Annotated in this window: 11 protein-coding genes and 1 pseudogene; all 12 read left to right on the top strand. The window is 43.4% G+C overall.

Annotated features, from left to right (window positions below; all coding sequences use genetic code 11):
* Positions 1 to 578: 578 nt before the first annotated feature.
* Positions 579 to 1,499, top strand: coding sequence for an SEL1-like repeat protein (locus JCM16456_RS22795; protein WP_068719143.1), 921 nt, complete (start codon positions 579 to 581; stop codon positions 1,497 to 1,499).
* 414 nt (positions 1,500 to 1,913) lie between these two features.
* A complete protein-coding gene (tssB, locus tag JCM16456_RS22790; RefSeq protein WP_068718807.1) occupies positions 1,914 to 2,411 on the top strand; it encodes a type VI secretion system contractile sheath small subunit in 498 nt (165 codons plus the stop codon).
* Between the two features lie 59 nt (positions 2,412 to 2,470).
* Positions 2,471 to 3,949: a type VI secretion system contractile sheath large subunit gene (gene tssC, locus JCM16456_RS22785; RefSeq protein WP_068718805.1), complete on the top strand. Its 1,479-nt coding sequence runs from the start codon at positions 2,471 to 2,473 to the stop codon at positions 3,947 to 3,949.
* A gap of 2 nt (positions 3,950 to 3,951) precedes the next feature.
* The gene (gene tssE / locus JCM16456_RS22780) at positions 3,952 to 4,389 is read left to right on the top strand and encodes a type VI secretion system baseplate subunit TssE (protein WP_068718803.1); all 438 of its coding nucleotides are present in this window, start codon (positions 3,952 to 3,954) and stop codon (positions 4,387 to 4,389) included.
* A gap of 6 nt (positions 4,390 to 4,395) precedes the next feature.
* Entirely contained in the window at positions 4,396 to 6,165 is a 1,770-nt protein-coding gene (gene tssF / locus JCM16456_RS22775; protein ID WP_068718801.1) for a type VI secretion system baseplate subunit TssF, read from the top strand.
* Positions 6,129 to 7,145, top strand: coding sequence for a type VI secretion system baseplate subunit TssG (gene tssG / locus JCM16456_RS22770; RefSeq protein WP_068718800.1), 1,017 nt, complete (start codon positions 6,129 to 6,131; stop codon positions 7,143 to 7,145). Before tssF ends, tssG begins: the two co-directional genes overlap by 37 nt.
* A 2-nt stretch (positions 7,146 to 7,147) precedes the next feature.
* On the top strand, positions 7,148 to 8,650 hold the full coding sequence (gene tagH / locus JCM16456_RS22765) for a type VI secretion system-associated FHA domain protein TagH (RefSeq protein WP_068718798.1): 1,503 nt from the start codon (positions 7,148 to 7,150) through the stop codon (positions 8,648 to 8,650).
* A gap of 2 nt (positions 8,651 to 8,652) precedes the next feature.
* Positions 8,653 to 9,156, top strand: coding sequence for a type VI secretion system lipoprotein TssJ (gene tssJ, locus JCM16456_RS22760; protein ID WP_068718796.1), 504 nt, complete (start codon positions 8,653 to 8,655; stop codon positions 9,154 to 9,156).
* Positions 9,157 to 9,162: 6 nt separating this feature from the next.
* The gene (tssK, locus tag JCM16456_RS22755; protein ID WP_068718793.1) at positions 9,163 to 10,497 is read left to right on the top strand and encodes a type VI secretion system baseplate subunit TssK; all 1,335 of its coding nucleotides are present in this window, start codon (positions 9,163 to 9,165) and stop codon (positions 10,495 to 10,497) included.
* Positions 10,498 to 10,499: 2 nt separating this feature from the next.
* Entirely contained in the window at positions 10,500 to 11,273 is a 774-nt protein-coding gene (gene icmH, locus JCM16456_RS22750; protein WP_068718791.1) for a type IVB secretion system protein IcmH/DotU, read from the top strand.
* Positions 11,274 to 11,301: 28 nt separating this feature from the next.
* Complete coding sequence (tssH, locus tag JCM16456_RS22745; RefSeq protein WP_068718789.1) at positions 11,302 to 13,914, top strand: type VI secretion system ATPase TssH; 2,613 nt, start codon at positions 11,302 to 11,304, stop codon at positions 13,912 to 13,914.
* A gap of 2 nt (positions 13,915 to 13,916) precedes the next feature.
* Positions 13,917 to 15,234, top strand: a pseudogene (locus JCM16456_RS22740) (sigma-54 interaction domain-containing protein); the annotation flags it as partial.
* Positions 15,235 to 15,297 lie beyond the last annotated feature (63 nt).

Genomic DNA, 15,297 nt, shown 5'->3' with positions numbered 1-15,297 from the left:
TTTGGAATGTCTATCCCAAAATTTGTACATTACTCTTAAGAAGTGATTATTTTTTGACGATTTTGATCCATTATATGTCGCACTTTGTTTTAGCTAACCATTTGTCTTCCCGTATCAATGTGGAGACTCATTATGACTACAAAGAGTTGGCATTATAAAGTGTAGGTAAAATAAGAAGATACCCTTCGGTAACTTGCAATGGCTAGGCAAGTCGAATACGTATCAACGAAGCAGGCGCATTGATTAGATAAGGTGACTTGCTATTGCTAAATACCAATCTCAACTATTGAAAATAAAGGCTTACGGAGAATTGATATGAGCAACATCCAAGCATGGCGTACAAGCATCATGACTTATGTTAAAGCAGCATTCGGTTAGAAAATCGACGTTCAAACAGACCAAAAACGACGATAAACCTTAGGCAAGGTTTTTGTACAGTACAAGATTTTCGTGATAACTGAAGGTGAATGGTAGTGTCTTTAACAGCAAAACAATTTGTAGCGACTTGGCTTCTCCTTTCGGGCGTTGCCGCTTCCGCTGTCGCTGCAGAGTCTCAGAATACACAACAAGTGTATGAGATGGAAAAAATGACTGCGACTCAGGCTTATCAAGAAGGTAAGTTGCTGAGAGCTCAATTAAAAAATATCAAAGCCCGTCCATTTTTGAAATATGCGGCAGATAAAGGTGATGCACAGGCTGCGTACTTGTATGCAATGGAGTTGTCTAACTACAACACCACTATTCGTACACCTCCAAAGGCTCAGGAATATTTACTTAAAGCAGCCCGTGAGGGTAATCGTCAGGCGATGCAGCATCTTTACTTAAAAGGTGATTGGCTGCGTATTCGAGAAAGAAAATACTGGCAAAATCATTACCATGATGCACTTGTTACACTAGGTCAAACCGACCCAGCTCAAGCGTTGTACGGCCTGGCTCAGTATTACGAAAAATCAGCCCCGGAACTGTCAGAATATTACTTAAAAAAATCGATGACGTTTGATGTGCCAAGGGCATTAATGCAAAAAGCAGCTGAACTAGAGCAAGGTGCTGGCACTTACCTATTACCAGGTGGTCGTGATAAAGCCGTTAGTAAACTGTACGAGCAAGCAGCCGATACAGGTTACATGCCAGCCATACGTAATTATATCCAGCGTTTGGAAGATGAAGGTAATTACCAAGAAGCATTTAAATGGCGTGAAAGGGCTGTTAAGGAAGGTGATTTAACTTCGTTAGCGGCAGTTGCAATCATTTTGAGTGGTTACAGCAGCAATTACTCCTTTATCCAAGAAGATTTAGCTAAGGCCAAGGCTTACTATGACGTATACCTTGAAACAGCAGGTACAGACAGACTAGATGTTCTATACCAAAACGTAGAAAGACATTACTCAGATATTATGAAAACCATTTCACCCAAAGATGTTGAAAAGTCGAAAGCGATTGAAGTTAAATTGAAAAAGCAACAAGCTTTTTATAACCATGATCTTTATTGGGATATTTAACCGGGTGACGAGTGGTAAAATTGCACCACCCCATTATTCAAGAGTATTGTTAGCAAAGTTATTTTTGGAAACTAGATCATATTTTACTAAATTGATGCGATGAGTTTGCTCATTGAGTGAATAGAATAGCTGGGTAAAAAGTTGCTTGGTCGTTGAATAAATAATCTATAGGTTGTATATTGTTCAACGCAGTTAATGCAACAAATTAAATATTATATAAATAATCGTACAGGCTTAAATAAGATAAATTACTTTTGGTAGCGAAATAAATAAATCGGCTTAAAGCTACTGATATTTGTACGGTTATATCAAATACATTGGATATAGAAATAACGTCGGACTAAGTATGGGTATGGTTGCGCATACATAGTCAAATTCATTAACAACGATTGGCATAGGTAGTGGAGACATAACATGTCTAAAGAAGGAAGTGTAGCTCCTAAAGAGCGGATTAATATCAAATATGTTCCGGCAACGGGAGATGCACAGGCTGAAGTGGAATTACCACTTAAAACCTTAATTGTAGGTGATTTCAAAGGTCATACCGAAGATACACCACTTGAAGAACGCACCACCGTTTCTGTTGATAAAAACAACTTTGAAGCAGTGATGCGCGAAAGCAATCTAAAACTAAGCACCACAGTGAAGAATAAACTGACAGACGAAGAAGACGCTGAGCTTCCAGTTGAAATCAGTTTTAATTCTCTTGCTGACTTCGCTCCTGATTCTGTCGCGTCTCAGGTTCCTGAATTGAAAAAGTTGATTGAGTTGCGTGAAGCACTTGTCGCTCTAAAAGGTCCGCTAGGTAACATCCCAGCATTCCGTGAGCGTTTGCAAGACCTTCTTAACTCTGAAGAGTCACGTGAAAAACTGCTGTCTGAATTGAATTTAGTTAGTAGTGAGCAAGAGTGATTCATCGCTTTAGCTTGACTTAATACTTTTGTCATAAATCTATTTCAGGAACAAAACATATGTCTACAACAGACTCAGCTTTAGAGAATGGTCAGTTAGCTGCAACTGGTAGCTTGCTCGACGAAATCATGTCTCAAACTCGCATCGCACCTAGTGAAGAAGGCTATGACGTAGCGAAAAAAGGCGTTGCTGCTTTTATCGAAAACCTCATTGGTTCAGATCAGACGGCTGAACCAGTAAACAAATCTCTTGTCGACCAAATGTTGGTTGAGCTTGATAAAAAAATCAGTGCTCAAATGGATGAGATTCTGCACAACGAATCTTATCAACAACTAGAATCGTCATGGCGTGGTCTGAAGCTTTTCGTTGACCGTACTGATTTCCGTGAAAACAACAAAGTAGATATTCTTCATGTTACAAAAGGAGAACTTCTAGAAGACTTTGAATTTGCGCCAGAAACAGCACAAGCAGGTCTATACAAACACGTATACTCTTCTGGCTACGGTCAATTCGGTGGTGAACCAACAGGTGCGATTATTGGTAACTACTCATTCACACCATCGACACCAGATATGAAGCTACTTCAGTACATGGGCGCACTTGGCGCTATGGCTCATGCTCCATTCATCTCGAGTGTTGGTCCTGAATTCTTCGGCATCGATTCATTTGAAGAGCTACCAAACATCAAAGATGTAAAATCCATTTTTGAAAGCCCTAAATACACTAAGTGGCGCGCACTTCGTGAGTCTGAAGATGCTCGTTATCTTGGCCTTACTGCACCACGTTTCTTGTTGCGTGTTCCTTACGACCCAACAGAAAACCCAATTAAAACCTTTAACTACACTGAAAATGTAAGTGACTCTCACGAGCACTACTTGTGGGGTAACACTGCATTCGCTTTTGCAACTCGTCTAACTGACAGCTTTGCTAAGTACCGCTGGTGTCCAAACATCATCGGCCCACAAAGTGGCGGTGCGGTTGAAGATCTTCCTGTACACGTGTTCGAATCAATGGGTGCATTGCAGTCTAAGATTCCAACAGAAGTGCTTATCACTGACCGTAAAGAGTTTGAACTTGCTGAAGAAGGCTTCATTGCCCTAACTATGCGTAAAGGCAGTGACAACGCAGCGTTCTTCTCTGCAAACTCAATTCAAAAACCAAAAGTATTCCCGAATACGAAAGAAGGTAAAGAAGCAGAAACCAACTACAAACTTGGTACGCAGCTTCCTTACATGATGATCATCAACCGTCTAGCACACTACATTAAAGTGCTACAACGCGAACAAATCGGCTCTTGGAAAGAGCGTCAAGATCTTGAGCGTGAGTTGAACGGTTGGATCAAACAGTACGTTGCAGATCAGGAAAATCCACCAGCAGATGTTCGTAGCCGCCGTCCTTTGCGTGCAGCGAAAATCGAAGTTTCCGATGTTGAAGGAAACCCAGGTTGGTACCAGGTATCTCTAGCTGTTCGTCCGCACTTTAAATATATGGGTGCTAACTTCGAACTGTCACTAGTAGGCCGTCTGGATCAAGCATAATCATGACTTACATTGCACCCGAAGAGAGTGCATTTGGAGTTGGCTTCTTTGAACGTCTAGAAGCCGGCTCTAAACCCATGTCTCTGACCCAAGGTCCAGATGCATGGGATGTGCTCGAGTCAGTTAAACGTAACGTATCGAATATTCTGAATACCCGAGTGGGTGGTGCTGAGAGTTCCCCTCAACTTGGTTTAATCGATTTTAACGATGCAACCCTTGAAACCATGGATTTGTCATTACGGATAAGACTAGCAATTCAGAACTGTTTGCAGACTTATGAACCAAGGTTAGCCAATATCCAGGTTCGAGCCGAGAGTAATGAGCATGATCCGTTGTCATTGCGATTCCACATTGTTGCCATGCTCAACAGTGAGGCTTTACATGACAAAGTGCAATTTAATTTGCTTTTGGACCAAAACCGTCAGTACCGAGTGTTCTAAATTATTATGACTCAAGATAAGTATTTCAGAGAAGAACTCGCCTTTTTGAAGGAGCAAGGGAAAGAATTTACGGAAATTCACCCTCAATTAGCTCGTTTTCTTCATGGCCGCAATACCGATCCAGATGTGGAACGCCTGCTAGAAGGTTTCGCATTCTTGACCGCGCGTCTGCGAGAAAAGGTAGAAGATGAGTTCCCTGAACTTACTCATTCGATGATTAATATGCTTTGGCCGAATTACCTTCGTCCAGTACCGAGCATGAGTATCGTTGCTTTTGATCCGGATAAAAGTGTTAGCGAAAAGCAGACTGTTGCCCGTGGCACTCAGTTAGACAGCAAACCTGTTTTTGGCACCAAGTGTCATTTTCGTACGTGTCGCGATGTTGAGCTATACCCGCTTCGCTGTTTGAATGTCAGTGCGGAACACTCGCGTGAATCCACCATTCTTAGCCTAGATATGTGCATTAATGGTGATATTAGTGCTGGTGAAGCGAAATTAGATACTTTGCGTTTTTACCTAGGTGGGGATAAATACAGCTCGCAAATGCTGTACCTTTGGCTAAATCATTATCTGGGTAAAATGACGGTTGAAGTGAATGGAGTAGAGTTCGCTTTGCCGCGTAATGCGTTTGCAACAGTGGGGTTTGATAGTGAGCAAGCGCTGCTACCTTACCCAAAGAACGTCTATGAAGGTTACCGAATCCTTCAGGAATATCTTTCTTTCCCTGAAGCATTTCATTTTGTGGACATTAAAGGGCTTAATCAGGCGTTACCGAAGCAGGTTAGTGGTGAATTTACCCTAAAAATCTACTTCTCAAAAACGTTGCCCACTGATGTTCGCGTTCGTAATGACAATTTTCAATTGTACTGCACACCTATCATTAATCTGTTTGAGCATGATGCGGATCCAATTGATCTTAATGGCAAAAAAACAGAATACCGAGTGATTCCCTCAAGTCGTTATCCTGCTCATTACGAAGTCTTTAGTATCGACAGCGTAACGGGCTGGCAAGATTCTATGCAATCAGGTCGTCGAGTCCGTGGTGAAAAACGTGTTTATTCCGCATTCGAAACCTTCCAACACGAAGTAGAGCGTGCGCGCAATCGCAAAGCTTTGTACTACCGCTCTCGTACCAAAGATAGCATCCGTGGTGATGGTTTTGATTCATTCATCTCTTTTGTGCGCAGTGATGAAACGGTATCAACGGGAGTTGATGAAGCAGTATCAATAAAGTTGACTTGTACTAACCGTTTACTGCCTTCAGAACTTGGTGTTGGTGACATTTGCGAACCAACTGACACGTCTCCACCTTATGCAACATTCCGTAATATTTCTGTACCAACACAGTCGCTTCGTCCAGTGTTGGATGGCAGCTTGTTGTGGACATTGATTTCCAATTTATCACTTAACTATCTCTCTTTGCTCTCTAAAGATGCGTTGAGCAGTGTGTTACGCGCTTATGACTTCCGTGCTTTGGTTGACAGACAAGCAGAACGCATTGGTCGTCAACGTCTTGAAGGCATCCTGAATATTGAATCGAAGCCAGTAGATAAAATCTTGCGTGGCTTACCGGTTCGTGGCTTGCAATCCACCTTGTATGTTGATCAAACCAAGTTTGGTTCAGAGGGGGATTTATACCTGTTTGGTACGGTGTTAAGTCACTTTTTTGCTTTATATGCGAGCATCAATTCGTTCCACGAATTGATTATCGTGAACTTTACTAACCAAGAGAAGTATACATGGGGAACTCAGAGCGGAATGCAGCCGTTGATCTAACGCTTGCTGATGAGCAGATGCCCCAGCCGCATTTGCCCGACAACGTGCGTTCGTACAACTTCTACCAATTGGTTGAATTGCTGCAAAAAGTGAACGAATTCAATCCCGAAGATGAGGAATGGGAGCGTCAATGCCGTTTGGTGTTTAGTGCCAATCCGAGTCTAGGATTTTCTCCATCTGATGTGATGTCGTTGGATGAGAGAACCGATGAACGAATGATTATGCTCACCAACTTCTTTGGTTTGTCAGGGGCGCAATCACCGTTACCTGGTTTTATAACTGAGCAGTTAGCGACAGAAGATCCAGGTGGTTACAAACAACCGTTTTTTGATTTTTTCAATAACCGGTTAATCAACTTAGTGTATCGAGTTTGGCGTAAATATCGTTATTACGTTCGTTTTCAGCCTGATGCACAAGACGATTTTTCATCTCAGCTGTTTGCTTTGGTTGGCTTAGGCGATCCGAACTTGCGGGGAGACGCACCAATTAACTGGTGCAAGATGTTGGCTTACTCAGGAACTTTGGCAGGACGTAGTCGTTCGCCTCAAGTGGTTGCTGGGATTATCGCACACTGTTTTGATTTACCAGAAGTTGAAATTCGACAGTGGGTGAGACGCAAAGTGGCTATTGGCAAAGAACAACAATGCGCTTTGGGTTTGCAGAATGCACAACTCGGTATGGACACTGTGATTGGTGAAACTGTTGTGGATTGTAATGGTAAATTTACCATATGTATCAATAAATTAACGAGAGACCGCTTTGCGGACTTTCTTCCTTCAGGCAAAGAATATCAGCCATTATGTAAATTGGTTGAAGTGATTTTGCGTGAACAAATGGCTTATGACCTTGAACTGACGATGGCTGAGGATGAGGCACCAAAATTAGAACTTGGCGCTGATAAAGGTATCGCATTGGGTTGGACATCTTTCCTCGGTGATAACGTTCAAGATCAACACGTATTAATTCAGGTGAGGCAATAACAATGAACCAAGCAGCACAGCCTTCACTCACTCTATTAGTGACCAACGTACAGTTATTGGAATCAGGGCTTTCCGCGCAGTCAACTTGGACTCAAACGGGTGGCACGATTGGCTCAGACAGCTTTGCCACTTGGCGTTTAAAAGATAATCAAGGTCAGGTACATCCTGTTCATTGTGAAATCTTAATGGTCGATGGCGCTTTTTGTTTAAAAGACCGTTGTGGTGCGACTTATGTTAATGGATCGCATATGCCACTGGGTTTAAACAAACTGGCCAAATTAGAACATAAAGACGAAGTGACGGTTGGACCGTATCAAGTTCGCGTGCTTCGTGGTGCGGTCGCAGAAGATCCGACCAACGGTTCACTGGATACTATGTTCAGTTCCGATGAGATCGATTTACTAGCCGATGCGCCATTTGATGAAAATGAAGTATCAGTGGATGAGCAAAAAATAGATGCAGATCCATTGCTTGCATTAGATGCATTGCAAACCAACGATGATGAAGAAGAGTCGCTGATCGATGCACCGAAGGTTGAACATAATGAAGAATCAGAGTCATTAGTGCCTGAGGATAATCTGGTTCTTAATGAATTAAGTTACACACCTCAGGCTGACAGTGATTACGAAATGACATCTTCAATTAGTTTGAAACGAATCTTGGGGTTTGGTTTGTGGAAAAAATCGGCGCCTCAACAAGAGGATGCAGTGGCTAGCGTTCAAGTTGCAGAACGCCCACAACCTAACTCGGCTTACACACATAATAACGACACAACAATTAACAACGTATCAGAGGGCTCACCAATGGATGACAAAGTATTGGATTTACTCGAAGAAGAAGTTGCGAAAAGCATCAATCCTGATCATATCGAACAGCATCACACCCCAGCAGAACGTCCAGTTTCTGGTGGTCAACACCTATTAACGGGTCCAATGCTACAAGGCTTAGGTGTTGACTTAAGCGATGAGCACGACATGAACCGTATGCACCTTCTATCTGAAGAGCTAGGTCAGTCTCTGCAAGCTTGTGTGAAAGGTTTACTTGACCTTCACCAACAGGTGAGCGAAGGCCGTTTTGGTACGTTAAACCGCAATCTTCAACCGATAGAAGATAACCCACTGCGTTTGGGGCTTTCTTACGAAGAAACTGTACGTACTATGTATGATTCAGACAAAAGCATGGTGCATTTATCAGCACCAGCAGCGATTGAAGAAAGCTTGAAGAATGTGCGTGACCATAACGATGCAATGCAACATGCCACTTCAGAAGCGCTTAGCCAAATTCTGGCTGCTTTTTCGCCACAAGTACTGATGCGTCGTTTCCAGCATTACAGAAGAAATACCGATTCTCAACATACATCCGATCAAGCTTGGGCTTGGGATATGTACTGCAGCTACTATCAAGAACTGACTTCAAACCGTCAGCGCGGTTTTGAAAAACTGTTCTGGGAAATTTTTGAGCAAGCTTACGACAAGAAAATCCGTGAGAAACAACTGGAGCTGTAAAAGTGAAGAAACTGCTGTTATTGCTGTTTCCGCTTATCTTGTTAACTGCTTGTAGTAGCAGTGGTTCTTCTGAAGGGAGTGATGCAGAAGACGCCTACAACCCAGCGAAACAGCCAACTAAGGTCACACTTAGCCTAGTTGCCGATGAAGGGGTTAACCCAAATATTTGGGGTGAAGCCTCACCGATTGAAATTCAGGTCTTTGAGTTACAAGACGATTCTATGTTTATGTCTGCTGACTATGACCAACTGAAAACAGACTACAAAAAGGCACTACGCAGTAACTTCGTGAAAAGTTACGACTACGTATTGATGCCTGGGCAGTTCAAGTTTGTGAATGGTTTTGAGATCAACAAAGACACGCATTATATCGGTGTTATGGCTCATTTTGCCGACCCTGAGTTAAGTGAATGGAAAAAAGCAGTGAAAGTTCTCACTGTTGGCCGTGAATATCACATGTTGATGTTATTTAAAGATTATAACGTCAAGTTAGAACGGGTGGAGTGATAGACCATGTTTGCACGTAACCGAGTGATCTGGAATGAGGGGCTGTTTATCAAGCCTCAGCATTTTCAACAGCAACAGCGTTTTACCGAATATTATATCGATGAACGCATCAGTGCTGCCAGCCGCTACCTTTATGGCATCTCAGAGTTGTCATTAAACCCTGAATACCTATCTTTTGGTCGAATCGCGATTGAGCGTGCTGTTGGTATCATGCCCGACGGTACCGCATTTCGTATTCCTCAAGAAGATGCGATGCCAGATGCATTAGAGATTGAAGATGCATCGTTAGCCAATCAACTTATCTATCTAGCCGTGCCACTTCGTAGTGAGTCGTTGATGGAAGTGAACTGGCCTGAAGAAAAGGGTACTGGTCGTTATGTGAGCCGTCGTATGGAAGTACGTGATGTGCATAGCGTTCAAGGCGATACCACTACGATTGATGTTTCTCCTGTCAGAATGCAACTGATGTTAGAGAAAGAAGATCGCAGTGCGTATGCATCGATTGCCATTGCTCGCATTCTAGAAAAACGCCCTGATGGTAGTGTGGTGCTTGACCAAGACTTTATCCCTTGCCACTACAACGTTGTGGGGTTATCGGGATTGCATCGTTTTATTAACGAGATGTCTGGTCTTATGCGCGAGCGTGCAAAAAACATTGCTCAACGCATCGCAGCTCCATCGCAAGGCGGTGTTGCGGATGTGTCTGACTTTATGTTGCTTCAAGCGCTTAACCGCTTACAACCTCAAATGCAGCATTTGGCTGAGCTGCGTAGTTTGCACCCTGAGCGCCTATTTGAGTGTCTCTCAGCAGTGTGTGGTGAGCTTGCGACGTTCACCCATGAAAGCCGTTTACCACCATCGCTCCCAAGTTATAACCACGATATGCCTGGACTCTCTTTTAGTCCGCTGATTCGCAACTTACGTCAAAGCTTGAGTGTGGTACTTGAACCTCGCGCGGTTTCAATTCAGTTGGATAAACGTAAGTACGGTTTGATGGTAGCACCGGTACACGACCCGCAATTGATGAGTTCAGCAGAATTCATCATTGCAGTGAAGGCTCGTATGCCATTAGACGAATTGCGTCGTTTGTTTACACAGCAAACCAAAGTTTCTTCTGTGGAAAAAATTCGCGAGCTTATCTCGCTTCAGCTACCAGGTATTCCATTAATTTCGTTACCTGTTGCACCTCGTCAATTGCCATATCACGCTGGCTACACCTATTACCAGCTGGATAAAACTAGTCCTGCATGGGAAATGATCACTAACTCAAGTGGTTTTGCATTCCATGTGGCAGCGGCATTTGAAGATTTGGATCTGCAATTCTGGGCGATTAGGAGTTAACCATGGCTTTAGGAAAAAAAGAACAACAATACAGTAACTTACTGTTTGATGATGTTGAACAGATTAACTATGACCAAGATTACTGGTTTCAGTTGCGTGGTGATAACCCAAATATTTTGATTGATGCGGCAACACCGCTTTTTGGTTTGTCATTACGTGTTCGTTCGTTAAGTGATTGCGACAATATCGAACAAATCTATCAACAAACAATTGAAGAAATTAAGGCCATCGAAATCGAGCTTTCCGAGCAAGGTTTTGAACATGCGATTTTGATGGCGTACCGCTACATTTTGTGTGCTTTTTTAGATGAAGCGGTGATGGGAACTGAATGGGGTTCTTCTAGTGTATGGGCTGAACACTCAATGCTTTCTCGTTTCCATAATGAAACGTGGGGTGGCGAAAAAGTGTTTACTATCTTAGGCCGTTTAGAAGATGACCCACTCCGTTATCAGCTCCTTTTAGAATTTATCTACCACTGCTTAGTGTTAGGTTTTGAGGGCAAATACCGTGTGATTGAGGGTGGACACGTTGAACGCGAACGTGTCATTGCTCGTTTGCACGAGATGCTCAATGGCTTAGAAGAGAAACCGCTCGAAGCGCTAACCAGTGCAACTGACCATGTAGTGCAATCTAAATATAAGTTAAGCACTCAGTTACCAATATGGTCAGTGTTTGCTGGATTTGTTGTTTTGTGGATTGGGGTATTTATTGGCTATACATACCTACTTCATGAAAAAACCAGTGACGTACTAAATCAATTAAATCAAATACTTTAACTACAATTTAACAGGCTAGGTGGTCGTCGTGATCCGTATTGAATTACCCACTCTTATCGCAAAGTTGAATGCGCAAAGTAAGCTGGCTTTAGAGCAAGCTGCTTCACTGTGCATTGAGCGTCAGCATCCAGAAGTCACCCTAGAGCACTATCTTGATGTCCTGACAGATAACCCATTGTCTGATGTTCGCATTGTACTTAAACAAGCGAATATTGAGCTAGACGCCGTAAAACAAGCCCTTGCGTCCAGTTATGCCCGTGAACAATCTTTAGATTCTTATCCGGCGTTTTCTCCGCTATTAGTGGAAGTTCTGCAAGAAGCATGGTTACTTTCAACGACTGAATTGGATCAAAACGAATTGCGTTCTGGTGCGGTTTTTTTAGCGGCAATCACACGTGCTGACCGCTATTTGCCTTTGAAACTGATTAAACTGTTTGATGGCATTAATCGCGAAAGTTTGAAGAAACATTTCACCACTATTTTGGCAGATTCTGCAGAAAGCGCGGTTGAAAAATCAACACCCGCTGCGGCAAGTAAAGCAGCGCTAAATTCCGATTCTTCACCTTTAGCTAAATACTGCACCAACGTTACCGAACAAGCGCGTAATGGCGAACTTGACCCAGTATTGTGTCGTGAGAATGAGCTGAATCTCATGATCGACATCCTGTGTCGTCGCCGTAAAAATAACCCGATTGTGGTTGGTGATGCTGGCGTGGGTAAAAGTGCCATGATTGAAGGTTTGGCACTGCGCGTCGTAGCTGGTCAAGTACCTACTCAATTAGCAAAAATTGAACTTTATTCTCTAGATCTAGGCTTACTACAAGCGGGTGCATCAGTAAAAGGTGAATTTGAAAAACGCCTGAAAGGCGTGATTGATGCGATTAAACACGCACCACACCCAATCATTCTGTTTATCGATGAAGCACATACCCTTATTGGTTCTGGTAACCAAGAAGGGGGCAGTGATGCAGCCAACTTGCTAAAACCTGCCCTCGCTCGTGGTGAATTAAGTACGATTGCGGCGACCACTTGGAAAGAATACAAAAAGTATTTTGAAAAAGATCCTGCGTTAACTCGTCGTTTCCAACTGGTGAAATTGGAAGAGCCTTCTATTACTCAAGCTGTCGATATTTTGCGTGGTTTGAATGGTGTGTATGAAAAGGCACACAACGTATTAATTACTGATGATGCTTTGAAAGCGGCAGCAGAACTTTCTGCTCGTTATATTTCAGGTCGTCAACTGCCAGATAAAGCCATTGATGTGTTAGATACTGCTTGTGCTCGTATCGCCATTAATATGACAACGCCGCCAAGTCGTATCGCTTTGCTTGAAACTGAATGTCATCAGCGTCAATTAGAGATCAAGATGCTTGAGCGTGCTATCTATCTTGGTCAAGAGATCGATGAAGATCGTCTTGCGCAACTGCGTGAGCAGGAGCAACTGGATGAAGTAGAAAAAGAGACGTTAAGCGCAAAATGGCAATCACAGAAAGAACTGGTTGAATCCATTGTCGCTCTGCGAGTGGAATTGATGGAAGCTGTGGATGCAGAAGATCAAGACCAAGATCACTTGGCTGAACTTCGTACTGACTTGCAGAGCAAATTCGCTGAATTAAATGCGATTCCGCATGATGATCGTTTGATGTGTCCACAAGTTGGCGCCGATCAAATTGCAGAGGTCATTGCCGATTGGACTGGTGTACCAGTCGATCAAATGAACACGGACGAACTGCACAAAATTACCCATCTAACCGAGATCCTAGGTAAAGCAATCAAAGGTCAAGATACCGCGATTGAACGTGTGCATCGCCACCTGTTAACGGCTCGCGCTGATTTGCGTCGTCCTGGTCGTCCAAAAGGTGCTTTCTTGCTTGTTGGTCCAAGTGGTGTGGGTAAAACAGAAACGGTTGTTCAGCTTGCTGAGCAGTTATACGGCGGCCAGCAATTCTTAACAACGATTAATATGTCGGAGTATCAAGAGAAACACACGGTTTCACGCCTAATTGGTTCGCCTCCAGGTTACGTGGGTTACGGTGAAGGTGGTGTGCTAACGGAAGCGATTCGCAAGATGCCATATTCAGTGGTTCTTCTTGATGAAGTTGAAAAAGCGCATCCAGAAGTGCTTAACATCTTCTATCAAGCATTTGATAAAGGTGAGCTGTGTGATGGTGAAGGTCGTAAGATTGATTGCCAAAACATTGTTTTCTTCCTGACTTCAAACCTTGGTTTCCAAACCATCGTTGATTACTCAGACAATCTGTCTGAACTAGATGATGCGCTTTACCCAGAATTAGCGGCGTTCTTTAAACCTGCATTGCTCGCTCGCATGGAGGTGATTCCTTACATGCCACTTAGCAAAGAAGTTCTAAACGAGATCGTGAAAGGCAAACTTGCTCGCCTAGAAACACTCTTCAAGACTCGTTACGGCGCTGAAGTAGTGATTGAAGATTCTCTGATTGAAGAGATTCTTAACCGTGCGACTCGCTCTGAAAATGGCGCGCGTATGCTCGAAGCGATTATCGAAGGACAACTGTTACCGCCAGTCTCATTAGCACTGCTAAATAAACTGGCTGCCAAAGAGCCTGTCGTGCGTATTTCATTGTCTGCGCAAGATGGTGAATTTGTAGGAGAGGTAGAGTAATCATGAGTAATTGGCTAGCTTTCGCGACCGATCTTGTTGGATTAAGAAAGCCCCAACAACTTGCGACTCGATTTGTCGATATCGTGTCGCAAGAGCTCGGTCTTTCTACTTGTATGCTATTGATGCCCTCTTCGGATGGGCGTCTATTGGTGCCTAACGACAACGTTTTACCTTATTCATGGTCAGTTACGGACTTTGATACACCGTTTGCCCATGTTCTTCAGTCGTCTAATGCGATGCATTTGACGGCTGATGAACTGGTGTTTTGGCAAGCTAACCGTATGTTTAATCAACTGACCGCGCGCGTGGGGATGTTCGACTCAGTCTTGATTCAACCTCTACCTTTGGGTGCTCGTCATGTTCAGTCGATTTTATTGATGATTGGCGAAAGCCACGTTGTGACCAATGCCTTTGACGATGAGCACTTCCTCAAATTTGTCGCGGTGTTTTCTCAGCAGTGGGAACTGCTCAGTGAAATGGCGCGTGAAGAGCAAAATCGTCAAGTTCTCACTGAATCGTTATCGGATATTCAGCGTAATTCCACACAGCAGTCACTAGTAAATAACCTATCTAGTAAGTTGATAGGCCAAAGTAACGTGATGCAGAAGCTGCGTCAGCAAATCGCCAGCGCTGCTCAGTCACAGCTGTCAGTTATGGTGCAAGGTGAAACTGGGACAGGTAAGGAGTTGGTAGCTGAAGCTGTTCACCAGCTCTCTTCCCGTAAAGATGAGCCATTTGTCGCAATTAACTGTGCTGCGATTCCTGAAAACCTCTTAGAAAGTGAGCTATTTGGTTACTGCAAAGGGGCGTTCTCTGGCGCAGACAGTGATAAGCAAGGTCTGATTGCTCAAGCAAATGGCGGCACCTTATTCCTTGATGAAATTGGTGATATGCCTTTGGCGTTGCAAGCCAAACTTCTGCGTGTTTTGGAATCTCGAACTTTTCGTCCTGTTGGCGGTAAACAAGAGCTAACGTCAGATTTTCGTTTGGTATCGGCAACTCACGTGAACTTGATTGACCAAGTGCGTAAGCGTTCTTTCCGCCAAGACCTTTATTATCGTTTGTTCCAATATCCGATCACGTTGCCTAGTTTAGCATCGCGAATGGACGATATTGACCAACTTAGCCAGCACTTTGTTGAGTTGTTTAATCAACAAAACGGCAAGAACATTCGCGGTTTGCATTTCAAAGCGATTGACTGCCTAAAACAACATAATTTCCCTGGTAACGTGCGTGAGCTAAAACACCTCATTGAATTTGGGTGTGCGCAAACTCTAGACGGTACACAAGTTGAAGAGCAGTGTTTTGCTCATCGCATTAAGGCGATGGCTGAAATTAATCTAGATCCAGAAATGCCGCAAAACATACCAGCTTCAACGACGA

It is taken from the genome of Vibrio tritonius (assembly GCF_001547935.1).
Classification (GTDB): Bacteria; Pseudomonadota; Gammaproteobacteria; order Enterobacterales; family Vibrionaceae; genus Vibrio; species Vibrio tritonius.
This window is presented reverse-complemented; position numbering and strand designations above follow the sequence as displayed.

Coding starts and splice junctions, on each gene's coding strand:
- tagH (WP_068718798.1), top strand. CDS start 7,148: ATGAACCAAGCAGCACAGCCTTCACTCACTCTATTAGTGACCAACGTA.
- tssG (WP_068718800.1), top strand. CDS start 6,129: ATGGGGAACTCAGAGCGGAATGCAGCCGTTGATCTAACGCTTGCTGAT.
- tssK (WP_068718793.1), top strand. CDS start 9,163: ATGTTTGCACGTAACCGAGTGATCTGGAATGAGGGGCTGTTTATCAAG.
- tssF (WP_068718801.1), top strand. CDS start 4,396: ATGACTCAAGATAAGTATTTCAGAGAAGAACTCGCCTTTTTGAAGGAG.
- tssC (WP_068718805.1), top strand. CDS start 2,471: ATGTCTACAACAGACTCAGCTTTAGAGAATGGTCAGTTAGCTGCAACT.
- tssE (WP_068718803.1), top strand. CDS start 3,952: ATGACTTACATTGCACCCGAAGAGAGTGCATTTGGAGTTGGCTTCTTT.
- JCM16456_RS22795 (WP_068719143.1), top strand. CDS start 579: ATGGAAAAAATGACTGCGACTCAGGCTTATCAAGAAGGTAAGTTGCTG.
- tssB (WP_068718807.1), top strand. CDS start 1,914: ATGTCTAAAGAAGGAAGTGTAGCTCCTAAAGAGCGGATTAATATCAAA.
- icmH (WP_068718791.1), top strand. CDS start 10,500: ATGGCTTTAGGAAAAAAAGAACAACAATACAGTAACTTACTGTTTGAT.